This is a genomic window from Planctomycetota bacterium (genome assembly GCA_021414025.1).
Taxonomy (GTDB): Bacteria; Planctomycetota; Phycisphaerae; order Phycisphaerales; family SM1A02; genus SYAC01.
This window is the reverse complement of the sequence record JAIOPG010000004.1, coordinates 76,336-99,700: the sequence shown is the minus strand read 5'-3', so window position 1 is coordinate 99,700 and position 23,365 is coordinate 76,336. Positions and strand designations below refer to the sequence as shown.

Below are 23,365 nucleotides of genomic sequence, written 5' to 3'. Positions count from 1 at the left end.
CCGAGGAGCGGCCCGGGTTCGTCCGATTTTCAAAATTTAGTGACATTGGGAAAGTATTGAGGTGGGGAGAGATCAAAAGGCGAAGGAAAACTGAACGCCTAGGGCCGGGCCGTAGACCGTCTCATTCCAGCGGAATCCGCCCGAGGAGTAGTCCTGGCTCAGGGCCCGGACGCCGCCGAGCAGCGATAGGTTCCAGCTGTCCATGTGCCAGGTGTAGCCGACCATGCCGATCGCCTGCCACGCCAATGTGTCTCCTGAGACTCCGAAGCCTCCGACATCCCCTCGCAGACCGATCGTCCAATTGCCGCAGAGATTCATCCCGATCCGGGCGCCGACAAAGGGCTCGACCCACGCCTGGTACCCCGCGATCTCCCTCGAGGCACCCGCGGCGAGGGGCGTTCCATCGGGCAGCACGATCGCCGCGGAGGCCGTCACCGTAGAGTCGAGATAGAGTGTCGTCAGGCGCCCGCCGACGAAGCCGTCGATGAAGAAGCGCCCCGCCGGGTCCTTTTCCTTGTACAGCGGCTGGTCGATGAACCGGTACCCGCCGAAGAGCTCCGTCCAGGAGGAGTCGATCTTGATCGCAGAGGCCAGGGAGCCTGCGGCGAAAACGCCTCGGGTGTTGTTGACCTTCATGTAGGACCAGGCCCCGTTGAGCTGGAAGACCAACCGGTCGATCTCCGCGTCGATGGCCCCCATGAGTCCGAAGACGCCGTTGGTGTTCTGCAGAATGTCGACGAAGCTCGCCGTGGCGTTGAAGTTGATGTTCTTCACCGAGATATTGCCGGAGAGGCTGGTGAGCCACATGTAGGGTGTGAACGACATGTTCAGCTTCTTCTCCGGATCGACCAGTTTCAGCGGCAGCTCGGGCGCGTCGCTTCCTCCCGCGTTCGGTGCGGTTCCCCCGCTTCCGTCCGGGGTCAAGGAGATCGCTGGTGCGACGGCATGCCGGGCGGCGAGCGAAGGCAAACCGGAATCCTGAGCTTGTGCGGCCGCTGCCACCATCAGGACAACAACGAGCGCGAGACGATGGGAGGTCATCATGGCGAGATCCTACATTTTGGCCGCAGGCAGGCGATGCATCCGACGGCGAGCGCGGCGTGGAGCGCCGCCACCGGCCACAACAGTGGTCCGACCCATTCTCCGCTGATGCCCAGATACAGAAAGTACACCGTGGCAAGCGCGTTGTAGGTCGTCATGCCGCAGAGCGCCGTCCTGCCGGGCAGGCACCCGACACCCAATGCGATCAATGCGATGCCGGTCACTCGCGCCACCGGAATGGAGACCCCGGTCAGTTCCGCGCCGAACAACCACTTCCCGACGAGCGCGGGAACGATCATCAACGCGAGGCCCGTGGCGATTTCAGCCAAGGCCGCAAGGATTGGCACTTTCTTCATCATGTCAATTTCCTGTCCTTTGGGGCTACCGATGATGTCTGCACCACTAAGTCTTCGATTCGTCGATCGGATCCGGTTCCGGTGCAGCCGTAGGCCCCAGTTCGGCCTTGGACTCGGGCGCAGCCTGGGGATCCGGCTGGAGTTTGAAGGTCAGCTTGTCGATCGTGCCCGTGAATTTGAATGGAACTTCGTAACGATACTGCAGCATCGCCACACCGGTGCGTGTGTCGCTGCCGACATCGAAGGTTTCATCCTCGGGGAATGTGATCGGGGTGCCATGCTCCATGGAATTTCGGGCCACTTCCTTGCCGTCCACCATGAGCACGCCCTTTCCGCTCTTGCCCAGGCCAGGTTCGTCGACCTTGTAGTCGAAGACAATGGTGTGCTTGCCGGCACCCAGCGCGGGCCCGGCCCACACCGTGCGCTTGAGGTTGAGCAGGTTGTAGAGGAACACCGGCCTGCCCCGGTCGAAGTCCAACACGCGGGTGGCGAACACCGCGACCACCAGTAGCGCGGCGGACCACACGATGATGTGGCTCACTCCCATTTTCAGGCGCGACCATTTTTTGGTTCGTCCGCGCCAGGTCAGCAAGAGACCGAAGGCCAGGCATCCAAGACCCGCGTTTCGGAAGAGGTCGGCCATGAACCACCAGTTGAAGCTGCGGCTCAGGAACAAGCCGTAGCCGCCGAATCGGCCGCCGTCGGTGACGATCATGCCTTCCGCGCCTCCTTCCGGGATCGTGACCTCGGCGGTGATGGTGTAGGACTTGTTCATGATGTTCGGAGCGCCGCTGTTGGGCACGCCGGTCAGTTCGCCCGAGTAGGTGAATTCCGTCCGACCGCCCGTGAGGTTCGGCCTCGGCGTGTTCCATCGCGCCAGCGTCGTGTTGTCCAGCGGAAGCACGTTGTGCTTTGCGGCCTCGGCATAGAACAAGTTCTGCATCTGCTTGAGCTTGTCCGGCATTGTGGCCGCCAGATCGTTGGATTCGGTGGGATCCTGGGCGACGTTGTAGAGCTCCCACTTGTAGCCGGTGATCACATCGGGCGGCGTCTCGCTGCTGAGTTCCCACGGTCGCGTCGCCGGGGTCGTGCAGGCCATCCATCCTTCGTGATAGATGGCGCGGTTGCCGAGCATCTCGAAGTATTGCGTGGTGCGCCGGGAGGGGGCGTCGGCGTTCGCCTTCTCCCATGTGTAACTCATGCTCACGCCATCCATGGGCCGCTGCGGAATGCCGTTGATCGTGCCCGGCAACGGAATGCCGGCCGCCTCAAGAATGGTCGGGGCGATGTCGATGACATGATGGAACTGGTTGCGGATGCCGCCCACATCGTTGATGTGCCCGGGCCACGAGATGGCCATGCCCTGCGCCGTCCCGCCGTAATGGGAGGCCACCTGCTTCATCCATTTGAAGGGAGCTCCCAGGGCCCAAGCCCACCCGGCGGAATAGTGCGGGAAAGTCTTGTCCGATCCCCAGAAGGGATACCAGAGGAACTGGGCCTTGATCGGCACGGAAACGCCATTGAAGGTGGTGAACTCGTTCGGAGTGCCGTTGACCATGCCTTCGGCGCTGGCGCCGTTGTCGCCGCTGATGTAGATGATCAGCGTGTTGTCCAGCTCGCCGAGATCCTCGACCGCCTGGATGACGCGGCCGACCTCGTGGTCGGTGTAGGCGAGATAAGCGGCGTACACGTCCATCTGCCGGATGAAGAGCTTCTTTGCCTCCCAGTCGAGCGAGTCCCACTGCGGCAGCTTGGCGCCGCCGTACTCGGCCTGCCCATCCGGCCAGGGAGTGAGCTGCGCGTTCGCGGGCATGATGCCCAGGCGCTTCTGGTTGGCGAAGGTGGTTTCTCGCAGCTTGTTCCAGCCGCCGTCGAAGAGATGCATGTCGCTGATCTTCTTGATCCACTCTTCGGTCGGATGATGCGGCGCATGCGTGCCGCCCGGGACGAAATAGACGAGCCAGGGTTTGCCCGGGGCAATCTCCTTGAGCTGCTTCATGTATTGGATCGCCTCGTCGGACATGGCCGTGGTCAGGTTCCATGTTCCCGACGGCTTGCCTTGGAAGGGATAGATGGCCGTCGTGTTGCGGAAGAGATTCGGCTGCCACTGGCTGGCATCGCCGCCGATGAATCCGTAGAAATACTCGAAGCCCATGCCAACCGGCCACTGGTTGAAGGGCCCGGCCTGGGTCGCCTGGTAGAAGGGCGTGTTGTGGTCCTTGCCGAACCACGAGGTTGCGTATCCGTTCTCCTTCAGGATCGTGCCGATGGTGCCGTTGGCTCCCAAGATGACCGAGTCGTAGCCGGGATACCCCGTGGCAATTTCCCCTACGACTCCGAAGCCGTTCACATGGTGGTTACGGCCCGTGATCAAGGCCGCGCGTGTCGGTGAGCAGAGCGAGGTGGAATGGAAGTTTGTGTAGCGCAGTCCGTTCTTTGAGATGCGGTCCAGTGCCGGTGTCGGAACCACACCGCCGAAGGTGCTGGGGGCGCCGAAGCCGCAGTCGTCGGTCATGATGAGCAGCACATTGGGCGCGCCTTTGGGTGGAACGATGCGCGGCGCCCACCAGGGTGTCGACTCCGAAGCCCTTTCCTTGATGACGCCGCCAAACTTTGGATCGGGTGGCGGGAGTTGCTTTCCGCCGAGCGTTTCGGTGGCGGTGGGCGAACCGGGCGTGCCGTTGACCGTCTGGGCTGGCGCGGACAGTGCGATAAGCATTGCCGCTGCGGTTGAAAGCAGCGACATGCCGAGGTGACTGGATGTGCTTTGCATGGCGCGGAAAGTCTACCGAAGCCGTGATTTTCCGACTGGACAACTACTTAACATTGTTGCCGCCATCATCCAGCTTCTGGGGCCGCTGCCAATACGAGTACTGCGGCGTCCAATCGTTCTCGCCGATTCCGGCGAGGCTCAGCAAATGCCAGAGCGAGCAGAACTGATCGCCCGGGCCAAAAGCGCTCCGGTTCTTGCGGAATATTTTTCCATTTTTCTTTTCGTAGAGAACGGCGCCCGGCGAATTGTTCCCGCGCTCTTCCACATTCTGTTCGCTCATGTACTCCGTGCCGCCGTGCGAGGCCAGACGGAATCTCCAGCCGCGGGCGTTGGCGAACTGACGCTGAAGATCGGGCGGGTCCTTCGAGAGCAGCACCACGGACATCGCATCTTCAAGGTGAGGCAGAAAAGCGTTGATGCCGTCGGCCCAGACCGTGCAGTAGCGGCACCCCTGCCCCATGTTGTGGATGGCGAGCAGCTGATCGCGGCCGCCGAAAAGATCCAGGAGGCTGACATCGCCGCTCTGCGTCTTGAACGTGTAGTTCTTGATTTCCACGCCCGGCGAATTCTTGCGCAGCGCCGCGAGCTTTGCGGACAATTCGCCGATCTGAGTTTCCAGTTTCTGTATTTCGACCTGGGACATGATGAACTCCTGGGTGGTTTGAGCGCTCATGCCTGCAAGTGTACAGGGGCGGATTCCTGAACCATGTGCGCATCTCCACGCACGCTACATTGACCGCACCCCATGTTGCGCATGACCGATCTTTGCCTTCCGCTGGAGCACCCGGAGGAGGCGCTGCGCCCCGCGATCCTGAAGCGGCTCGGCGTCGGCTCCGACGACCTGGTTCGCTTTGAGGTTTTCCGCCGCGGCATCGACGCTCGCAAATTGAAATCGATCCTCTTCGTCTACACGATCGACATGGAGGTGCGCCACGAGGAGAAGGTGCTGGCGCGGCTCAAAACCGACCGCCGCCTCGGACCCGCGCCGGACATGAGCTACAAGTTCGTGGCCAAGGCGGAGCCGATGGGTGCGACGCCGGCGCAAATTTCGTCGACGAAGAAGCCGTCGTCGAAAGTGTCGACGGCTTCCCAGACATTGCCGCCACGGCCAATCGTGATCGGCATGGGGCCGGCGGGACTCTTCGCAGGGCTGATCCTGGCGCAGTCGGGGTTTTGCCCGCTGATACTGGAGCGCGGCAAGGCGGTGCGCGACCGGACCAAGGACACCTTCCGCATGTGGCAGGAAGGCGTGCTCGACCCCGAGTCCAACACGCAGTTCGGCGAGGGCGGCGCCGGAACGTTCTCCGACGGCAAGCTCTACAGCCAGATCAAGGACCCAAAGCACTATGGCCGCAAGGTGCTCGACGAGTTCGTGCAGGCGGGCGCGCCGCCCGAGATCATGTACGTAAGCAAGCCGCACATCGGCACCTTCCGCCTGGTGAGCATGGTCGAGAAGATGCGGGCCAAGATCACCGCCCTCGGCGGCGAGATCCGCTTCGGCTGCCGCGTCGATGACATCGAGATCGAGCCGGACACGAGCGGCGGTTCAACGGGTGCGAAAACCGGGCGCGTGCGCGGCGTGGTGCTGGCCGGCGGCGAGCGCATCGCGAGCGACCACATCGTGCTTGCGGTCGGTCACAGCGCCCGCGACACCTTCGCCATGCTTCTGAAGAACGGCGTGCACATCGAGCCCAAGCCCTTCTCGATCGGGTTTCGCGTAGAGCACCCGCAATCGCTGATCAACCGCGCCCGCTTCGGCCCCAACGCCGAGAACGCCCTGCTCGGCGCGGCGGACTACAAGCTGGTCCACCACGCGAAGAACGGCCGCTCGGTCTATTCCTTCTGCATGTGCCCCGGCGGCACGGTGGTGGCCGCGACTTCGGAAGTCGGCTGCGTGGTCACCAACGGCATGAGCCAGTATTCGCGCAATGAGCGCAACGCCAACGCCGGCATCGTGGTCGGCATCTCGCCGGAGAAGGACTACCCGGACGGCCCGCTTGCCGGCATCGAGTTCCAGCGCCGCTGGGAAGCGCGGGCCTTCGAGCTGGGCGGCAAGAATTACCAGGCGCCGGGGCAGCTCATCGGCGACTTCCTCGCGAAGCGGCCGTCGACGGCCTTCGGCGCGGTGCTGCCCTCGTACACCCCGGGCGTGCATCTGTGCGACTTGTCGACGGCGCTTCCGGAGTTCGCCATCGAGGCGATCCGCGAGGCCATTCCCGAATTCGCCAGGCAACTCAGGGGATTCGACCTGCCCGACGCGGTACTGACCGCCGTCGAGTCGCGCACCTCGTCGCCGATCCGCATCACGCGAGACGACGATACTTTCCAGAGCCTCAGCACGCGCGGACTTTTCCCCGCCGGCGAAGGCGCAGGCTACGCGGGCGGAATCTTGTCGGCAGCCATCGATGGCATCAAGGTTGCGGAAGCCGTGGCATTGAGCCTGGTCAAGTGACCTCGGTCAAGCCGGTCGACGAGGCCAAGTTGCGCGAAGGTTTCCAGCAGCGACGCGTCCTGCATGGCCCGGTAGGTCGCGTCCGTGTCAATGACGGGCTTGCCGAGCACTTTCTCAAACATGGCCTGCGTGTAAAGCGGCTTCTTGCGCGCGGTGGTCTTGGTGCCCTGCTGGTTCAGGTTGCTCGCGAAAATGCCGGCCGCACTCACCGGAAGGAAATCCTCGTAGCGGAGTCCTTCGACCTGGGCGAAACCCTGCCGCACCAAGTCGCGGATCTCGATGGAGGCGATGCTTCCCTTCGCGGCAATTCCTTTCGGAGTCGCCGCATAGAGACCGTACACCAGCCCCTGCTCCAGGAGCCCGGGCAGCGTCTTTGGAAAGGGCGCAAAGGGCTTCGCGTAGAGCGCCTCGTAGGCGGCGAAGTCTCTCTGTGAAAGCGAAGGATCCTTGTCGCACTCAGCATCGGCCTGGGCCAGGCAGCGGTCGTAGAGCTCGCGTCCCGCCGGCGTGGTGGCGTAGAAGCGTTCCTCGATCTCGCCGAAGCGCGCGGTGTGGACCGCATCGACGAAAGATCCGTCGGCCTCGCGGAAACGGACGGGTTCGGTGAGCGCCTTGTAGGAATCCTGCCGAAGCAGGACCGGCGTGTCCTGTGGCGGACCCTCGGTGCATTCGCTGAAGCCGGAGTGATTGAGCTTCGCCACGGCGGTGCGGGTGGATGCCAATGCCGCGACCAGCGCCCGGGCCAGCCGCTCCAGCTCGCCGGCCTGCGCCCGTTCGCTCGGATAGGAATCGATCTCGGCGTGACTGAGATGCTTGAAGTGCAGGCGCAACCAGTCGCGGTCGGCGGCGCGCTCGAGCCGCGCCAAAGTGATCGTGGCGCGGGCGCTCATCGCCGCCTCGTCGAGCTCGCCCAGGCAATATTTCATCGCGGCGGTGTAGAGATCCATGCACAGCGTGTTGGGGGTGAGGTGGTTGAGGTGGTGCGATTCGAAACAGGCGATGTCCGCGGCGATCTTGAAGCCCGCGTCGCAGAGATCGGTGTAGAGCTTGTGGTCGCGGGCCTGACCGCTCCACTTGAAGATGCGGTCGACGCCCTCGCGAATCAGGGCGTCGCCGTCTGCTTCGGACAGGCCGCCTTGGCGCTCGTTCCTCTCGACGAGATCCTTGGCGCGCTGCGAGAAAACGTTGCGCGTTGAGAGCAGCGACTCGATCCGTTCCCGGGTCGCATCGTCGAACAAATCCGTCATGAGCAGCGAGGTGAAGACTCGGTGTTCCGGCCGGGCCGGCGAGCGGAATGCCGTCGCCAGGATGGGCTGGCTCTTGGCGCCGAGATTGGTCATGTCGTAGAAATTGTGGGGCTCCATCGCGAAGGCGGCGAAGAAGCGGGTGATCCAGCGGAGCTCGTCGGGGCGGCCGATGCGGATGGCGCCATGCCGCTCGCCGCTGGTCTTGCTCATCTGCTCCGGGGAGAGAGCGAATCCCGGGTGCCGCCGTGCCAGCAGCGCGCCCACCGTGGCGTTGCACTCCCGGTTCACCGCCAGGCTTCGGTCGTAGAGCGGCACCTCGCGGCCAAACATGGCGGAGAGCTCCGCGAAGAGGCGGTTCTGCATCTGAATCTTGTCGGCGAAGGCGGCGGGCACGACGAGGCTCTCACATGTCCAGATAGGTCCCCACGGAATCCACCGTGGGCTTCAGGTCGCGCAGCAGGCCGTCGGAAACGTCGTAGATCCAGCCGTGCACCTTGACCCCGCGACTCCCCGCGGTCTTCATCACCGGCGACTCGCGCACGTGCGTGACCTGCACCGCGACGTTCAGCTCGCACAGCTTTCGGTACTGGGCGTCCTGGGTCGGCTCCTGCTCGATCTCCTCGCGGAAGAACTTGGCGATGTCGCGCACGTGCCGGATCCAGTGGTCGACGATGCTGCCTTCGGGGGGCGACATGGAGGCGAACACGCCGCCGCAGCCGTAGTGCCCGCAGACGATGATGTGCTCGACCTGCAGCACCCGCACCGCGAAGTCGAGCACCGAAAGGCAGTTGAGGTCGCTGTGCACGACCAGGTTCGCCACGTTGCGGTGGACGAAGACCTCGCCGGGGAGGAGGCCGATGATCTCGTTGGCGGGAACGCGGCTGTCGGAGCAGCCGATCCAGAGGTACTTGGGGTTCTGCTGCGCCGTGAGGCCGGTGAAGAATCCCGGCCGCTCGCGCTCCATGTTCGCGGCCCACGTGCGGTTGTTCTTGAAGAGGTTTTCAAGGTCGGACATGGGCGCGATCTTAGCCTCGCCGGCACGGCCGGGACACCGAGCGATTGCGTATCTTGGAGCGGTGCCGATTCTTCCCGCTTCGAGTTCCCGCCGCGTCGCCTGGAAGAACGGCCGGGGCAGCACGCTGGAAATCGCCAGCGACGCGGAATCCGCGGGCGGCGAATGGACCTGGCGGCTCTCGATCGCCGAGGTGCCGGAGCGGGCGGCCTTCTCGCATTTCCCCGGCGTCGACCGGTTGATCGGGCGCCTGCACGGTGAGGGATTGACGATCGAGCGCGTCGGCACGCCGCAGGTCGTTCCCGGCGCCGGAGCCGCGCTCGCCTTCGCCGGCGAAGAGGATGTGGTCGGCGTTCCCACCGGCGCGGGCGTGCGCGATGTCAACTTGATGGTGCAACGCGATCGCTGGCGCGGCACTATGGAGGTGCTGCGCGAAGGATCGCGGGTCGCCGATGGACCGGTGGTCCTGGTTCACGCCGCCCATGGAAGCGCCGCGATCAATGCACGGCAGGAGCCGACATTGAAGGTGATCCACGTCGGCCAGACGCTAGTCTCCCACGGGTTCGTTGAAGTTGCGGGCGCAGAGGGCGCCGTGATCGTCGTGTGCGAACTTACTTTCCCTTGAACATGCGGAAGAGCCGCGTCAACGGATCGTAGAACTGGTCCACCACCCGCTCCTTCATGGGAATGATGGCGTTGTCGGTGATGCCGATGTGCTCAGGACAGACCTTGGTGCAGCACTTGGTGATGTTGCAGTAGCCGATGCCGTCGCGGTCCTTCAGATCCGCCAGGCGATCCTCGGTGTCCAGCGGATGCATCTCCAGCGCCGCGGTGTACATCAGGAAGCGCGGCCCGATGAACTCCTCTTCCTTGTGGTGGTCGCGCACCACGTGGCAGACATCCTGGCAGAGGAAGCACTCGATGCACTTGCGGAACTCCTGCACGCGGTCGATGTCCTCCTGGAACATGGTCCACGATCCGTCGGCGTTGTCGGGCTTGCGCGGCTTGAAGGGCTTGATCTTCTTCTTGACGCGGAAGTTCCAGCTGACGTCGGTGACCAGATCGCGGATGGAGGGGAACGATCGCATCGGCTCGACGGTGACGACCTGGTCCGGCGGCAGCGTGTCCATGCGCGTCATGCACATCAGGCAGGGCTTGCCGTTGATCTCCGCCGAGCAGGAGCCGCACTTGCCGGCCTTGCAATTCCAGCGGCAGGCGAGGTCGGGGGCCTGCTCAGCCTGGATGCGATGCACGCAATCGAGCACCACCATGCCCTCGGAGACATTCATCTCGTAGTTCTGGAAAGCGCCGCCATTCTTGTCGCCGCGCCAGATCCGGAACTGCACCCGTCGCGAGGGGTCCATGGGCTTGGCGGTGGTGGGTGGAGTGGACATCGGTGAACCTTATTTCATCTTCTCGATGACGGCCTTGAGATCGCTTCGCATGGGCACGACGGGGCGGCGCGAAACCTGCATCGATCCGTCGGGCGCCTTTTTGGCGACGAGATTGAAGGTGCCGCATTCCGCGCTCTTGTCCGGATAGTCCTCGCGGAACTGGGCGCCGCGGCTTTCCTTGCGCTCCAGGGCTGAACGGGTTATGGATTCCGAAACCGTGAGCATGCAGGGCAGATCAATCGCGGTGTGCCACCCGGGGTTGTACTCGCGATGCCCACTCACGCCGACATTCTTCAAGCGCGCCTTGAACTGGTCGAGCTTAACCAGCGCCGACTCCATTTCCTTCTGCGTCCGCACAATGCCCACGAGATCCTGCATCGTGTTCTGAAGGTCCTGCTGAATGGCGTAGGGATTTTCGCCGTTGGGACGCTCGAAGGGCGCCTCGATGGCGCGGGTCTTCGCCTCGACTTGGGCCGGATCCACTTCCACGGCGGCGTTGCTCTTGACGAACTTGGCGGCATGCTCGCCCGCCAATTTTCCAAAGACGATGAGATCGGAAAGCGAATTGCCGCCCAGACGATTGGCTCCGTTCAATCCCGCGGTGACCTCGCCGGCCGCGAACAAACCCGGAACGCATGACATCTGCGTGTCGCCGTCGACCGCAACGCCGCCCATCACATAGTGCGTGGTCGGCCCGACCTCCATCCGCTCCTGCGTGATGTCCACGCCGGCGAGCTGCATGAACTGGTGGTACATGCTGGGCAGCTTGCGCTTGATGTGCTCCGACGCATTGGGAATCTTTTCCTTGATCCAGCCGATGTCCAGGAACACTCCGCCGTGCGGCGAGCCGCGGCCGGCCTTGATCTCGCGGTTGATGCAGCGGGCCACATGGTCGCGGGTCAGAAGTTCGGGAGGTCGGTTCGCGTTCTTGTCGCCGCAGACGTAGCGCCAGCCCTCTTCCTCGTCCTTGGCGACCTGATTGCGGTAGGCCTCGGGAACATCGTCGAACATGAAGCGCTTGCCTTCGCTGTTGCGCAGCACGCCGCCTTCGCCGCGCACGCCCTCGGTCACCAGAATGCCGCGCACGCTCGGCGGCCACACCATGCCGGTGGGATGGAACTGCACGAACTCCATGTCCATCAGCTCGGCGCCGGCGTGGTACGCCAGGGAGTGGCCATCGCCCGTGCATTCCCAGCTGTTGCTGGTGACGCTGAAGGATTTGCCGATACCGCCGGTGGCCATGATCACGGCCTTCGCCTTCCAGATCCGCATGCGGCCGCGCTCGCGGTCGTAGCCAAGGACGCCGGAAATGCGCCCGCCCGTGGTGAGCAGCGAGACGACGGTCATCTCCATGAAGACTTCCATGCCCTGGTGGATGCCGTGGTCCTGCAAGGTGCGGATGAGCTCCAGGCCGGTGCGGTCGCCGACATGCGCCAGCCGCGGATAGCGATGCCCGCCGAAGTTGCGCTGCAGAATCTTGCCTTCCTTGGTCCGGTCGAAGACGGCGCCCCACGATTCAAGCTCCAGCACTCGCGCCGGAGCTTCCTTCGCATGATGCTCGACCATGATCGGATTGTTCAGGTACTGGCCGCCGCGCATGGTGTCGGCGAAGTGGACTTCCCAGTTGTCGCGATCGTCGACGTTGCCCATGGCGGCCGCCATGCCGCCTTCGGCCATCACAGTGTGGGCCTTGCCAAGAAGCGATTTGCAGATCACGCCGACCTTCACGCCCGCAGCCGATGCCTCGATGGCGGCGCGAAGTCCGGCGCCCCCGGCGCCGATGACGATCACATCATGTTCATGCATGATGTAGCGATCGGAAAGGCTCACAGGATTCTCCAGTCGGTCCAGATGCCGCTGGCGCAGAGCCGCACATAGATGTCGGCAAAGGCCACGCCGAAGAGGCTGATCCACGCGAAGAGCATGTGGCGCTGGTTGAGCCAGGTCACGCGCTTGTAGGCGTTGCTTCGCATCTTGCTGCAGGAGAGACAATCGTGCTTGCCGCCGACCAGGTGTCGCCAGCAGTGGCAGCCGAAGGTGTACATGCCCAGGAAGATCGGATTGATGATCAGCACGATCGAGCCGACGCTCACACCGAACTCGCGCGTTCCGCTTGTGGTGTAGTGCCAGAGGCTGGCATAGCCGTCCCATGCGAGCAGGCCTATGAAGAGGATCGCCACATAGAGGAAGTAGCGATGGATGTTCTGCATGATCAGCGGGAACTTCTGCTCGCCGCGATAGTTGTTGCCGCGGAAGCCTGGTTCGCCCACGGCGCAGCTGACTGGGTCGCCCCAGAAGGCCTTGTAGTAGGCGCCGCGGTAGTAGTAGCAGGTGAAGCGGAAGCCGCCGGGAAAGGGAAGGATCAGCAGCGCCGGTGAGAAGAACAGCCAAGCGGGCCACCAGGTCGGCAGCTCACCGAACCACGCATGCCCGGAGTGAATGCCCTTCGGATCCCACAACACCGGTGAGTAGAAGGGCGAGAGCAGTCGCTGCACGCCCGGCTGCTCCACGCCGCCGATGAAGAAGTTGTTGCCTTGGAAGGCGGCCCAGGTGGAATACACCACGAATCCGCCCAATCCCAGCAGCACCAGCAGCGGTGCGATCCACCAGTTGTCCGTGCGTTCAGTTTGCAGGAATCCGCGAACCTGGGGAAGTGGAATGGGCGAGCGCGTCACGCGAATGTCCTTTCGAAATCGACCTGCGAGTGGATTTCCGAGTATAGCGATGACTATTTTTCAGGTGCCGACTGGGGTGAAGGTGCCGCTGGAGGCGGCACAATCTGCCACTTTTCTTCCGCAAATAGGAATTTCAGAATGCGGTCGAGGCGCGCGGCCCAGCTGGGCTCGTCGTGCGTGCCGCCGGGGATGACTTCCACATGCAGCCGATCGCCGAAGGGCGCGCGGACTCCCTGCTCGAAGCGCCGCAGATCGTCGCACAACCCGGCCTGCTCCTTGTCGCCCATGTCGATCCAGAGACGGTCGATCGCCGGAGTCTTCTTCTTCCATCGCTCGATGACCTCGCCCTTGTTCCACCACAGGCTTGGGCTCACCGCCGCGACGCGACCGAAGGTGTCCGCATGTTTCTCCGCCGCGGCCAGCGAGATCAGGCCGCCCAGGCTGCTGCCCATGATCGCCGTACTTTCGCGGCCGGGCTTGGTGCGGTATTTCGAGTCGATGAAGGGTTTCAACTCCCCCGCCACCCATTTCAGGTAACGCTCTCCGGCACCGCCGCGCGGCGTGGGCTTGCCCTCGAGGGCCTTCCCGCCGATGTCCACATCCAGCGTGTAGTCCGCGATCCGATCGGCGGTGTTCCAGACGCCGACGATGATGATCGGCGGAATCGCCTTGGTGCGGATGAGCTCGGTGGCCACCTCGTCGGCGTGCCACTCGCGACCCATGAATGCCGTCGTGGGGTCGAACACATTCTGTCCATCGTGCATGTAGAGCACCGGATAGCGTCGATCGGCGTTGGCTGCGTCGCCATAACCCGGCGGCAGCCAGACAATGACGTTGCGGGGAAGCAAATCTTTGGATGTGGCTGATTGCAACGCGGCATGCATGCGCGTCTGACCCGTCACGCCGGGCGGCACTGCGGTCGGTTGATCCGGTGGAGATTCCAACAATGGATGCTCGATGGGACCGGCACCCGCGATGACACACAAGGCAATCACGGCTGCTATGAACATGAGCACACTCTAGCGGCGCCTTCATTCAGCGACGAATTCGACGATTTCAATCCGCCGTGGGCCTTGCAAGATCGGGCAATTTCGCGGTTTTGCCTTGACAAGGTCTGGATCAGGACTAGGTTGTTTCCGCGGTTTGTCGGTGTAAACTGCGAATTGCGGTGCTGCTGAAATCTCGAACTTCCCTTTCGATCCCTGGAGATTCCCAATGTCTATTCGTCGCCACTTCATCGGTGCCATGGTTGTGTCCGCATCCGCCCTCGCGTCTTCGGCGGCGCTGGCCGACATCGTTAACGGCGACTTCGAACAGGCGTCGATCAACGGCCTGACGATCCCCGGCTGGACGATCTGGGATGGAAAGGCGCAGCGCCTCGCCGGCGTCGGCGAAAACCACTTCGGCCGCGTGTCCAGCGATCCCACCCCGCAGGCGCCGGGGTTCTCCACCTTGCGGCAGAAGTTCACCGCCACGGATCGCGGCACTGGGGATTTTGCCCAGGTCGACTTCGATGTGCTTGGCGGCCAGATCCTGGCCGGCGGCCAGATCAATGTGATCTTTTATCCGGGCGATCCCGGTGACGGGGATCCCATCGGCTTGTTCATCAAGAACAACACATTGCTCACCAAGCCCATCGCCGCCCAGCATTACAGCTACAAGATCGGTGCGATCGCCAAGGACTACACCATCGAGATCTTTGTCACTGCGGGCACAACCTCCTGGATTGATGTCGACAATTTCGTCAATACCAATGTGCCGACGCCGGGAACCCTGGCGATGGCGCTGGGCGGAATGGCGTCTTCGGGTCTGCGTCGACGGCGTCACTGATTCATTCAGGTTCGCGAGACACAACGACCGGCAACGTTGACGATCCGGAACGCCGGCCCGGCATCGGTGTGTGCTAGCCTCGCCGTGCGATGCGATCAGATTCACGAGCACATGACAATGCAACGGTGGACGTGATCGCGCTTCCGCAATTCAAAGCGGCGTCCTTTCGCGCCACGGTCATGCCGGGCGCACAGCCTCCGCATCCACTCCTGCCTCCGGCGCCGGATGAGGTCCGCGCCGGACGCCGAATGGTGGATTCCCACGGCCGAACGATTCTGGACCTCCGCATCAGCATCACCGACCGCTGCAACTTCCGCTGCGTCTATTGCATGGAGCCCGACGTGCAGTTTCAGCCGCGCGAGAGCCTGCTCACTTCCGATGAAATCGTGCGCATGGCGCGGATCGCCGAGTCGCTCGGCGTGCGCAAGATCCGCCTCACCGGCGGCGAGCCCACACTGCATCCGCAGCTCGAGGAAATCATCGGCGGCATCCGTTCCGTAACCGGGGTCGAAATCGCCATGATCACCAACGGCTCGCTGCTCACTCGAGCAAAGCTGTCGCGGTGGAAGCGCGCCGGGCTCGACCGCATCACCATCAGCATCGATTCGGTGCGCGCCGACCGATTCGCGCGGGTGACTCGCTCCACAGTCTCGCCGGAGGATGTGATGGACGGCATCGAGATGTGCCTGGCCGAGGGCCTGACGCCGCTGAAGCTCAACGCGGTGCTGCTGCGCGGCGTGAACGACGACGAGGCCGTTGAACTCGCGCGGCTGGCACGGCGCTTCGGCCTGGAGATGCGATTCATCGAATACATGCCGCTGGATTCGGCGCATGCGTGGGATTCCTCGCTCGTGGTTACGGCGCGGGAGACGCGCGAGGCGATCGAACGGGAATTCCCCCTGACGCCGACCAACATGGACGATGCCCACAGCACGGCGCGGACCTATCGCTTCACCGACGGCACACCGGGGCGAATTGGATTCATTGCCCCGGTGAGCACTCCCTTCTGCGGGGCGTGCAGCCGGCTCCGGCTGACCGCCGACGGTCATGTCCGCCCCTGCCTCTTCAGCACCACGGAGTGGAGCGTGATGCCGCTGCTTCGCGGCGGCGCGGATGACGCGACGATCGCGAACTTCCTCATCGACGTCACCTGGACCAAGCTCGCGGGGCACAACATCTCCTCGCCCGAGTTCGTGCAGCCGCTGCGGCCCATGTCTGCCGTCGGCGGCTGACAATCAACCGATGCGTCGACGGCGAGCACCGACGAGACCGGTCATGGCCAGCAGCCCAGCCGCGCCCGGAGCAGGAACCGTGTGGGTCAGCACACGCATCTCGTACATCTGCATCGCCGGGTCCGGAACGAAGTTGAAGCTCAGCGTATTGCCGCTGTAGGCGACGATCGAAAACCCGAGCGCATTGCTGCTGAAGCTGCGGAAAGGATTTCCCGTGTCGTAGGTGGTCGTGAGCGCACCCAGCGTGAGATCGCTGATCGTGAGCAACTGCTGGTCGTAGATCACGGCGATGATGGGTCCTGAGAACGTCACTGATCCAGAGCAAAACGCCGGAGTGCCGGGATCGAAATGAATCATGTGCGAATCGAACGAGCCCGCCGCCAGACTGAAGTTCATCGTGGGACCGGTGTAGACGCCGGGCGCCGTGAGGTTCACGGGCAGCGCGGTCGAGCTGTAGCCGGTCTGCTCGTCCCATGCGTAGGCGAGCGAACCGGTCAGGTTGCCCATCACGGCGCTGGGTGGATTGACGCCGAGCCAGTTGACGGAGCCTCCGACACCGGTAATGGCCGCGTTGGCGAGGCCGGCGAATGCAAGGGCGAGAACGGATGAAACGATCGATGCGGTACGCATGTGAGAACTCCAGTGGAATTGCGGGCTTGATAGCCTGCGGGGGAACAAAGTGAACCGGAAATGGTTCGCGGAAATTTTTGCGAAGAAATAAATTGCCGGAGATCTCAGCGACCTATTACTGAGATCTCCGGTTTCATTTCATGATTCAGCTGATGCGGCGGCGGCGCGAGATCAGCCCGCCGATTCCAGCCAACGCAAGTGCGCCGGGGGTCGGAACCGGATAGCAGCGGGTGTCAATGACGACTTGGTCGACGAACGAAGTGGTTCCAGGGACAGGCGGTGTGATCTGCACATGCTCGAACGGCGGGCATTTGCTCGCGTTCCACACGCTCACTTCGTGCACCCAGCCGCCGCCAAGCGAGGTGATGACCGATGAACCCACCTGGGTGAAAAACCCGTTCGGACCCATGACGAGCTGCCCGATGCCAATGGTCGGAGCCAGGTCGAAATAAGTGACCTGAAGGACAAGATCCTTTTGATGCGTTTGCACGCCGAAATTTGGAATGTCGAAGGTGAGGATGTTGTTCGCATTGACCTGCCAGACATCGTTGCGGCCGGCAAAAGAAGAGAGCCAATTGGTCGGACCACCGGAGGCCGTGAGGTTCGGGATGCCGTTGGCATTATTCCAGGGCGGAAGTCCGTCCGGCGCTCCGCCGCCCGGACCGGCGCTGAAGTCCCAGTGCTGGAAGGTCGTGCCGGCGCCGCCGCGCCATGTGGGCGGCGCAAGATCGTCGGCGAAGGTTGGCATGACTGAAATGAAGACCACAATGGATGCGCTGATGAGAGACTTGTTCATGATGAATGCCTTATAGGAGTTAGGGAAGAGGAAGAGGAAGAGGAATTTGATGCGTCAACCGACGCGGCGACGACGCGAGGCGACGAACCCGGCCAACGACATCAAACCAATCGCGCCTGGGGCCGGAACGAGCCGGATGTCCATGTTCGCGTTGTCGACATAGCCCGAGTAAGCCACGCCATTGCTTGAATAGAGCGTTGAATCCTTGTACGCGACCTGCGACAGGATCCAGCGCGTGCCGGCGGGAATCGCACCCGAGCACTGGATCGTCTGCCATGTCGTGGCGGAGCCGTCGAGCGCGAGCGAACCGACATACCCCGTGCCGATCTGCGAGCCGAAGTTGGCGGCGCTGAAGAACTGGATGGACACCGCGGCGATGGCCCCGTTCAGGTTCGGACCCGTGGTGAATCGTGCGGCCATGCCGCCGATGCAAAGATTGGCATCGATGGACGCGGCATAGGAGGTCACATTGGTGGCTTGGTACGTCTGCGTGTAAGAGAGTCCGTCGTCGTCCATCTTGAGCATGCGGCTGCCCGCGAACGGCGTGACGCCGCCGTTGACGCCGGTAATGGCCCCATTTTCCGGGCCCCAGACACCTGGCGAGAAGCTGCCGACGACTGCCCCGATCGAGGCGAGAGAGTTGACTTCGAACCCGGGATTGACCAGCAAGTTTGCGCTGGCGATGCCGGCGCAGGAAGCGGCCAGAACGGTCGATACCAGAAAAGTAGAACGCATGGGATGACTCCAATGGAATTGCAGATTGGGAAATCTGCGGGGAACAATGCGAACCGGGAAAGTTCGCGGGGAAGGAAAAGGAAAAGTCTGTGACAGGCAGTGAGGGGGAAGTGAGCGCGGGCCATCCTGACCTCGCGGAGCAAGCGCCGGAGATCTCGGTTGGGCACCGAGACCTCCGGTTCACGATCTTGAAATCAGTTGACGCGGCGACGGCGGGCGGCGAAGGCCCCGGCCAGGGTCACCAGGCCGAACGCGCCGGGAGCCGGCACGAGGCGAATGTCCAGGTCGGCGTCATCCACATAGCCCGAGTAGACCACTCCGTCGCTGGCCAGCAGCGAGGCGTTGTTGTACATGACCTGCGAGAGGATCCAGGTGGTTCCCACGGGAATCATGCCGGTGACCAGGACGTTCTGCCATGTGGCGGCCGAGCCGTCGAGCGGCATGGCGAAGCTGATGCCCGTGCCGATCTGCGTGCCGTAGCTGGCGCCGCCGAAGAACTGCAGACTGACCGCGGCGATGGAGCCGTTGAGGGTCTGTCCTGTGGTGAACAAGGCCTGCAGCGTGGCTTGGGCGATACCCGCGTTGATCGACGCCGAGTAGGAGGAGACATCGGTGGTCTGGAAGCACTGCGTGTAGCTCAGGCCGTCGTCGTCCAGCTTCATCATCTGCACGCCGCCGGCCGGAATGACTCCGCCGTTGGGGCCGGTGATGGTTCCGACCTCGGGGCCCCAGATGCCCTGGAAGCCGGTGAAGTTGGTCAGCACATTGACATAGGAAGTGGTCGAGTTGACCTCGAAGCCGGGATTGACCAGCAGGTTCGCGTTGGCGATGCCGGCGATGGAAACGGCGGCGAGTGTTGAGACGATGGATGCAGTGGCGCGCATGGGGAACTCCAGGAATTGCAGATTGGGAAATCTGCGGGGGGAACAATGCGAATCGGGGAACGATCCGCGGGGACTGAGGCAGGGAAAAGTCTGCCGAGCACAATGCGCGGATCAGGGAATGATCCGCGAGTAAGCGAGATGAATTTGGAAGGCAGTCGACGGCGCCAAGCAAAACTTCGTCAGCAAGCACCGCAATCGCCGGAGATCTCAGTCCCTTTCACTGAGATCTCCGGCAGCGGCGTGCTGGAGTTCTGTTTGTCGGCCCGTCTTTCAGTCCAGCAGATAGCACAGCGATATCAAACGCCCTCTCCCTTTAAGAAGGCGAAAGCCACACGCGCACCCGCTGAGATTGAAAGAACAAGTCGCGTCTGTGACGAATGAAATGTCACAAACCTTGCACTCCAAACCCGAATAATTTTTCAATACCCTTTAAACCAGCTCACTCGTCCGACAATTGGGAACAGCCGGATCGGTCGGATTCGACCCGCGAAACACTAATAACACCGAAACAAGGCCTGTCAAATGAAGTTCTTGATTTTTAATAAAAAGAAATTGCCCTGGTTTTTAGCCTCAAAGTCAAATCGGGGATTTCCAGATGGGCACATCCCGCTTCATGCGGTCGATGAACTCATCCATGGCGGCAAGGGCTTCCTTGCGATGAGCTGATTGCAGAGTGAGTCGGAAGGATCGCTGCCCCACTGCTATTTCTCCGCGGCTGTGCTCAGCTGTGATGGCGATGAGCCCGTGCTTCTTGATCATTTCTTGCGACAACTTGGCAAGCATGTTCGACGCCATCGGCTCGTAGATTTCATACATCAACGCGCGAATGGGCCGCCCCGCTTCCTCCCCGCGCACAATGCCCTCGAACACGAGGGTCGCACCCGCCGATCCATGCGGCTGCACGGGTCGTGTTTCGCTGAGAGCTCCGTCGGCGATGCGAACAAGCGGTTCAACATCGGTCGCCTCGTCTTGGATGCGAGCCACGGAACTCATCCGCCACCCACCAGCTCGATGAGAGCGACTTCATCGCCCGGTTGCACGGCCGCCTCCGGCTTCGCGAACGCATGATTGACCGCCAGCCGGGCGCTGCTCATGAAGGATGCTTTCGCAGGGTATTTCGCCGCAAGTGCGCGATTCACGCCGCTCACCGTCGCGGGCGCCGCAACCTCCACCGCGATCTCCTTGCAGGATAATTCCCGGGCGAGCGAGCCGAAGATGAGCACGCGAATCGTCATTGCTCCAGCGTATCATCGCGACATCGCGGCCCATCATGCGCGGCCGCATGCCGCGCTTCGAGTTTCGAATCAGCCCACGCACATGAAAGCCACCACACCCATCGCTGCACTTCGGCCAATGGCCTCGCCCCATGAGGCGGTCGAAGCGGTGCGAGAACGGCTTCCCGCACTCGGAACGGAACTCGTGGACCTCTCTCGCGCCACTGGCCGCGTGCTGGCGGAGCCCCTGCTCGCGGATCGAGAGAGCCCCGCGCTGGATGTGAGTTCGATGGATGGCTTTGCGGTGCGGATGGAGGACCTTGCGGCGATGGCGTCACGCGATGGATTGCCCGTCGCGACGGGAGTGGACCACGAGGCGAGCATCGGACACGCACCGGTTGCCATGCGCGCCGGACATGCGGTTCGGATCGTGACCGGCGCGCCCATTCCGCTCGGTGCCGATGCCGTTGTGCGCTACGAAGATGTGACACCCTCGGATGGCCGCGTGCGATTGACGATCGCTCCCGCCGCGATCAAGGGCGGCGCCAATATTCGTCGCCGAGGCGAAAACGCCGCGGGCGGCGCTCGCCTCGCGAATCCAGGCATGGTGCTTTCCGCCGCAGTGATCGGCGGACTTGCCGCGTTCGGCAAGGCCAGGGTCCGAGTGCACCGACGCGTTCGTGTCGCGCTCGTGGTCACGGGCGACGAGCTGGTCGCCGCGAACGCGGCCCCCCAGCCATGGCAGGTGCGCGACAGCAATGGTCCGGTGCTTGAGTCGCTCTTTGGCGCCAGGCCCTGGATCGAGATGGTGTCGCAGTCGCATGTGAAAGACGACGAGGACGCGCTCGTCACCATCGTCGGCGCCATGATGCAATCCGCGGACGCCGTGATCCTGACCGGCGGAGTCTCGATGGGTCATCGCGATCATGTCCCGGGCGTCGCGGTACGGCTCGGCGCCGACGCCATCTTCCACAAGATTCCACAGCGACCCGGACGACCGATGCTCGCAGCGCTGCGTCCGGGCAAAGACTCGCCATGCTTGATCCTCGGACTTCCAGGCAATCCCGTCTCGGTGATGGTCACCGCGCGGCGGCTCGCGGTTCCCATGCTGGGCAAGTTTGCCGGGCTTGCGGATTCGCAGCTCGCGCCCGTCAAGCGAAGCGTCGCCAATTGCGATGACGCGACGCTGAGCCTGTGGTGGCACCGGCTGGTGGGTGAACGAGCGGACGCGAACGGATGCGGAGAGCTTCATCTGCTCGCGGGTAAGAGTTCGGGCGACATCGCCTCCGCCGCAACGAGCGTTGGATTTGTGGAAGTTCCCCCAGGCGAGCAAACCCATGGACCGCTCCCTTTCCACGCTTGGATGCATTGACGATCGGACCCTCAATGGCCAAGAAGAAGCAATTCCCAACCCTCACCCATGTCGACTCGCGAGGTCGCGCCCGAATGGTCGATGTCGGCGCCAAGCCGCTCACCGCCCGTCGCGCCGTGGCCGAAGCCCGCGTGAAGATTTCCGCCGAACTTGCCAAACGGATCGCACAGAATGCGCTGGCCAAGGGCAATGTGCTTGAGGTCGCGCGGCTCGCGGGCATCCAGGCCGCCAAGCGCACCGACGAACTAATTCCGCTCTGCCATTCCCTGCCGCTTGATTCGATCGAGGTCCGCGCCGAGCTGCGCCGCGGCCACGTGCATCTGCGCGCCGAGGCGAAGGTGACGGCCCGAACCGGCGTCGAGATGGAGGCCCTGCTCGCGGTCGCCATTGCGGCGCTCACGGTGATCGACATGGGCAAGTCGGTCGACAAGTCGATGACCGTCGAGGGCCTGCGGCTGCTGGAGAAGGAAGGCGGACGAAGCGGACGCTATGTGGCGAAAGGCGCCACCCACAGTCCGGTGCGCCGTGTGCAGACCTCCACGAAAGTCCGATCATGAGTTCCGTGCCACGAGCCGCGATCCTGACGGTGAGCGACCGCTGCTCGCGCGGCGAAACCGACGACACTTCCGGTCCCACGCTCGCGGGGCTCGCCGCGAAGCATCTTCACGCCGAGATCGTCCACCATGAATGCCTGCCCGACGACCTCGCAGCCCTGGCGGCATTCTTCTCGCGCTGGTCTGAACCGTCGCGCAACATCGATCTGATCCTGAGCACCGGAGGAACCGGACTCGCCCCGCGCGACATCACGCCCGAGGCGCTGCGCAGCGTGATGCACCGGGAACACGCCGGCATCATGGACCTGTCCCGTCTGCGCTGCCTGCAGAAGACTCCGCGCACTTTCCTGTCGCGCGGAATTGCCGGCACCATCAACCAAACTTTGATCATCACGCTGCCGGGCTCGCCGCGAGGCTGCGCGGAGATGTTCGAGGCCATCGCCGACATCCTTCCCCACGCCATCGAGACGCTGCGAGGCGAAGTGAAGGATGACGGCCGCCCGGACGCGGTCGCTTCGCCGGACGCCAATGCAAAGGTGATTCATCACAAGCATTGAGTGAAAGCGTCGGTCTGTGCGGGTTCTGGGGATTTTTCTTTTCCGAGTTATTCCCCAACCATTTGCGAACCTCGGTTTCAGAGCTACGCTAGGCCTGAGATGACCGTCACTCCCCGAGTGCTCCTGACCCTGCTGGCCGCCCTGTGGCTGCCGGTGTGTCATTGCCAGTTCACCACGTTCCTGCTTGAGCGTGCCACCTGCTGCGAAGCACCGACCAAGGTCGCGTGCCACGAAGTGGAAAAGGATTGCTGCGGCAGGCCGATTCCATCATCCGCCCACAAGCAATCGACCCATCGCGATTCGAACAAGACCCCTTGCGCTCCGAACAATGCCTGTCGATGCTGCGTGACCAAAGCCCCTCCGCCATCGCCTGTTTCGATCGACCTGAGCGCGGTTGAATGCGTCCTGCCTCCATCGGTTGTCGAGGTCTCCGACACGCGACACGCCAACGACCTTCCGTCCATTTCTCTTCGCCAGCACGATCCGCCTGGGCCGCCGCCGGGCGTGAACGAGCGCTGCGCCCTCATGGCAACCTGGCTGATTTGAACTCCAAACACGACTGATGTGCGCGGGATGTTCCCGCGCATTGTGTCCGTGCCTTTTGGAGCTTG

General features: G+C 63.1%; 23 protein-coding genes and 2 pseudogenes. 8 read left to right on the top strand and 17 right to left on the bottom strand.

Features of this window, described 5'->3' with window-relative positions; all coding sequences use genetic code 11:
- Positions 1-72: 72 nt before the first annotated feature.
- The 5 genes and pseudogenes from K8R92_05030 to K8R92_05010 form a co-directional block, all read right to left on the bottom strand.
- Positions 73-1,044, bottom strand: a complete 972-nt coding sequence (locus K8R92_05030; GenBank protein MCE9619252.1) for a hypothetical protein — start codon at positions 1,042-1,044, stop codon at positions 73-75.
- The gene (locus K8R92_05025; GenBank protein MCE9619251.1) at positions 1,041-1,397 is read right to left on the bottom strand and encodes a hypothetical protein; all 357 of its coding nucleotides are present in this window, start codon (positions 1,395-1,397) and stop codon (positions 1,041-1,043) included. The genes K8R92_05030 and K8R92_05025 overlap by 4 nt, the downstream gene beginning before the upstream one ends.
- A gap of 130 nt (positions 1,398-1,527) precedes the next feature.
- Positions 1,528-1,869 (bottom strand): annotated as a pseudogene (locus K8R92_05020) (arylsulfatase).
- 189 nt (positions 1,870-2,058) lie between these two features.
- Positions 2,059-4,143: pseudogene (locus K8R92_05015) on the bottom strand (arylsulfatase).
- Between the two features lie 70 nt (positions 4,144-4,213).
- Positions 4,214-4,816, bottom strand: coding sequence for a DUF899 family protein (locus K8R92_05010; GenBank protein ID MCE9619250.1), 603 nt, complete (start codon positions 4,814-4,816; stop codon positions 4,214-4,216).
- A 99-nt stretch (positions 4,817-4,915) separates the two neighbouring features.
- Between K8R92_05010 and K8R92_05005 the strand changes: the two genes are divergently transcribed.
- The gene (locus tag K8R92_05005) at positions 4,916-6,622 is read left to right on the top strand and encodes an NAD(P)/FAD-dependent oxidoreductase (GenBank protein ID MCE9619249.1); all 1,707 of its coding nucleotides are present in this window, start codon (positions 4,916-4,918) and stop codon (positions 6,620-6,622) included.
- Here the strand turns inward: K8R92_05005 and K8R92_05000 are convergent.
- Both K8R92_05000 and K8R92_04995 read right to left on the bottom strand, forming a co-directional pair.
- A complete protein-coding gene (locus tag K8R92_05000; protein ID MCE9619248.1) occupies positions 6,544-8,262 on the bottom strand; it encodes a DUF1338 family protein in 1,719 nt (572 codons plus the stop codon). The two genes, K8R92_05005 and K8R92_05000, sit on opposite strands and share 79 nt — an antisense overlap.
- 10 nt (positions 8,263-8,272) lie before the next feature.
- A complete protein-coding gene (locus tag K8R92_04995; GenBank protein MCE9619247.1) occupies positions 8,273-8,884 on the bottom strand; it encodes a carbonic anhydrase in 612 nt (203 codons plus the stop codon).
- Positions 8,885-8,945: 61 nt separating this feature from the next.
- On the opposite strand from K8R92_04995, the gene K8R92_04990 reads away from it, so the two are divergent.
- Positions 8,946-9,506, top strand: a complete 561-nt coding sequence (locus tag K8R92_04990; GenBank protein ID MCE9619246.1) for a HutD family protein — start codon at positions 8,946-8,948, stop codon at positions 9,504-9,506.
- Here the strand turns inward: K8R92_04990 and K8R92_04985 are convergent.
- The 4 genes from K8R92_04985 to K8R92_04970 all read right to left on the bottom strand — a co-directional run bounded on the left by K8R92_04985 (position 9,493) and on the right by K8R92_04970 (position 13,960).
- Positions 9,493-10,245 (bottom strand): succinate dehydrogenase/fumarate reductase iron-sulfur subunit, encoded by a 753-nt coding sequence (locus K8R92_04985; GenBank protein MCE9619245.1) that lies wholly within the window; start codon positions 10,243-10,245, stop codon positions 9,493-9,495. The genes K8R92_04990 and K8R92_04985 overlap by 14 nt on opposite strands.
- 39 nt (positions 10,246-10,284) lie before the next feature.
- Positions 10,285-12,081, bottom strand: a complete 1,797-nt coding sequence (locus tag K8R92_04980) for a fumarate reductase/succinate dehydrogenase flavoprotein subunit (GenBank protein MCE9619244.1) — start codon at positions 12,079-12,081, stop codon at positions 10,285-10,287.
- Positions 12,082-12,101: 20 nt separating this feature from the next.
- Complete coding sequence (locus K8R92_04975; protein MCE9619243.1) at positions 12,102-12,935, bottom strand: succinate dehydrogenase; 834 nt, start codon at positions 12,933-12,935, stop codon at positions 12,102-12,104.
- A gap of 68 nt (positions 12,936-13,003) precedes the next feature.
- Complete coding sequence (locus K8R92_04970) at positions 13,004-13,960, bottom strand: hypothetical protein (GenBank protein MCE9619242.1); 957 nt, start codon at positions 13,958-13,960, stop codon at positions 13,004-13,006.
- A 205-nt stretch (positions 13,961-14,165) separates the two neighbouring features.
- On the opposite strand from K8R92_04970, the gene K8R92_04965 reads away from it, so the two are divergent.
- Together K8R92_04965 and moaA are read left to right on the top strand one after the other, a co-directional pair.
- Positions 14,166-14,780 carry a hypothetical protein gene (locus tag K8R92_04965; protein ID MCE9619241.1) on the top strand — a complete coding sequence of 205 codons (615 nt, stop codon included), beginning with the start codon at positions 14,166-14,168 and terminating at the stop codon, positions 14,778-14,780.
- 89 nt (positions 14,781-14,869) lie between these two features.
- Entirely contained in the window at positions 14,870-16,012 is a 1,143-nt protein-coding gene (gene moaA / locus K8R92_04960; protein ID MCE9619240.1) for a GTP 3',8-cyclase MoaA, read from the top strand.
- 3 nt (positions 16,013-16,015) lie between these two features.
- Here the strand turns inward: moaA and K8R92_04955 are convergent, their stop codons facing one another.
- From K8R92_04955 to K8R92_04930, 6 genes are all read right to left on the bottom strand, one after another.
- Complete coding sequence (locus K8R92_04955) at positions 16,016-16,642, bottom strand: hypothetical protein (protein MCE9619239.1); 627 nt, start codon at positions 16,640-16,642, stop codon at positions 16,016-16,018.
- A 145-nt stretch (positions 16,643-16,787) separates the two neighbouring features.
- A complete protein-coding gene (locus tag K8R92_04950) occupies positions 16,788-17,438 on the bottom strand; it encodes a hypothetical protein (GenBank protein MCE9619238.1) in 651 nt (216 codons plus the stop codon).
- A gap of 54 nt (positions 17,439-17,492) precedes the next feature.
- Positions 17,493-18,173, bottom strand: a complete 681-nt coding sequence (locus K8R92_04945; GenBank protein ID MCE9619237.1) for a hypothetical protein — start codon at positions 18,171-18,173, stop codon at positions 17,493-17,495.
- A 194-nt stretch (positions 18,174-18,367) separates the two neighbouring features.
- Complete coding sequence (locus tag K8R92_04940) at positions 18,368-19,057, bottom strand: hypothetical protein (protein ID MCE9619236.1); 690 nt, start codon at positions 19,055-19,057, stop codon at positions 18,368-18,370.
- Between the two features lie 576 nt (positions 19,058-19,633).
- Positions 19,634-20,041, bottom strand: coding sequence for a molybdenum cofactor biosynthesis protein MoaE (locus tag K8R92_04935; GenBank protein MCE9619235.1), 408 nt, complete (start codon positions 20,039-20,041; stop codon positions 19,634-19,636).
- A gap of 5 nt (positions 20,042-20,046) precedes the next feature.
- Positions 20,047-20,292 carry a MoaD/ThiS family protein gene (locus tag K8R92_04930; GenBank protein MCE9619234.1) on the bottom strand — a complete coding sequence of 82 codons (246 nt, stop codon included), beginning with the start codon at positions 20,290-20,292 and terminating at the stop codon, positions 20,047-20,049.
- Between the two features lie 118 nt (positions 20,293-20,410).
- Between K8R92_04930 and K8R92_04925 the strand changes: the two genes are divergently transcribed.
- The 4 genes from K8R92_04925 (at position 20,411) to K8R92_04910 (ending at position 23,300) form a co-directional block, all read left to right on the top strand.
- Positions 20,411-21,643 (top strand): molybdopterin molybdotransferase MoeA, encoded by a 1,233-nt coding sequence (locus tag K8R92_04925; protein ID MCE9619233.1) that lies wholly within the window; start codon positions 20,411-20,413, stop codon positions 21,641-21,643.
- Positions 21,644-21,657: 14 nt separating this feature from the next.
- Positions 21,658-22,200 carry a cyclic pyranopterin monophosphate synthase MoaC gene (gene moaC / locus K8R92_04920; protein ID MCE9619232.1) on the top strand — a complete coding sequence of 181 codons (543 nt, stop codon included), beginning with the start codon at positions 21,658-21,660 and terminating at the stop codon, positions 22,198-22,200.
- The gene (locus K8R92_04915) at positions 22,197-22,754 is read left to right on the top strand and encodes a MogA/MoaB family molybdenum cofactor biosynthesis protein (protein MCE9619231.1); all 558 of its coding nucleotides are present in this window, start codon (positions 22,197-22,199) and stop codon (positions 22,752-22,754) included. Before moaC ends, K8R92_04915 begins: the two co-directional genes overlap by 4 nt.
- A gap of 99 nt (positions 22,755-22,853) precedes the next feature.
- Positions 22,854-23,300 carry a hypothetical protein gene (locus K8R92_04910; GenBank protein MCE9619230.1) on the top strand — a complete coding sequence of 149 codons (447 nt, stop codon included), beginning with the start codon at positions 22,854-22,856 and terminating at the stop codon, positions 23,298-23,300.
- Positions 23,301-23,365 lie beyond the last annotated feature (65 nt).

Coding starts and splice junctions, on each gene's coding strand:
- K8R92_05030 (MCE9619252.1), bottom strand. CDS start 1,044: ATGATGACCTCCCATCGTCTCGCGCTCGTTGTTGTCCTGATGGTGGCA.
- K8R92_05025 (MCE9619251.1), bottom strand. CDS start 1,397: ATGAAGAAAGTGCCAATCCTTGCGGCCTTGGCTGAAATCGCCACGGGC.
- K8R92_05005 (MCE9619249.1), top strand. CDS start 4,916: ATGTTGCGCATGACCGATCTTTGCCTTCCGCTGGAGCACCCGGAGGAG.
- K8R92_04995 (MCE9619247.1), bottom strand. CDS start 8,884: ATGTCCGACCTTGAAAACCTCTTCAAGAACAACCGCACGTGGGCCGCG.
- K8R92_04985 (MCE9619245.1), bottom strand. CDS start 10,245: ATGGACCCCTCGCGACGGGTGCAGTTCCGGATCTGGCGCGGCGACAAG.
- K8R92_04980 (MCE9619244.1), bottom strand. CDS start 12,081: ATGCATGAACATGATGTGATCGTCATCGGCGCCGGGGGCGCCGGACTT.
- K8R92_04970 (MCE9619242.1), bottom strand. CDS start 13,960: ATGTTCATAGCAGCCGTGATTGCCTTGTGTGTCATCGCGGGTGCCGGT.
- K8R92_04965 (MCE9619241.1), top strand. CDS start 14,166: ATGTCTATTCGTCGCCACTTCATCGGTGCCATGGTTGTGTCCGCATCC.
- moaA (MCE9619240.1), top strand. CDS start 14,870: ATGCGATCAGATTCACGAGCACATGACAATGCAACGGTGGACGTGATC.
- K8R92_04955 (MCE9619239.1), bottom strand. CDS start 16,642: ATGCGTACCGCATCGATCGTTTCATCCGTTCTCGCCCTTGCATTCGCC.
- K8R92_04950 (MCE9619238.1), bottom strand. CDS start 17,438: ATGAACAAGTCTCTCATCAGCGCATCCATTGTGGTCTTCATTTCAGTC.
- K8R92_04945 (MCE9619237.1), bottom strand. CDS start 18,173: ATGCGTTCTACTTTTCTGGTATCGACCGTTCTGGCCGCTTCCTGCGCC.
- K8R92_04940 (MCE9619236.1), bottom strand. CDS start 19,057: ATGCGCGCCACTGCATCCATCGTCTCAACACTCGCCGCCGTTTCCATC.
- K8R92_04930 (MCE9619234.1), bottom strand. CDS start 20,292: ATGACGATTCGCGTGCTCATCTTCGGCTCGCTCGCCCGGGAATTATCC.
- K8R92_04925 (MCE9619233.1), top strand. CDS start 20,411: ATGGCCTCGCCCCATGAGGCGGTCGAAGCGGTGCGAGAACGGCTTCCC.
- moaC (MCE9619232.1), top strand. CDS start 21,658: ATGGCCAAGAAGAAGCAATTCCCAACCCTCACCCATGTCGACTCGCGA.
- K8R92_04915 (MCE9619231.1), top strand. CDS start 22,197: ATGAGTTCCGTGCCACGAGCCGCGATCCTGACGGTGAGCGACCGCTGC.
- K8R92_04910 (MCE9619230.1), top strand. CDS start 22,854: ATGACCGTCACTCCCCGAGTGCTCCTGACCCTGCTGGCCGCCCTGTGG.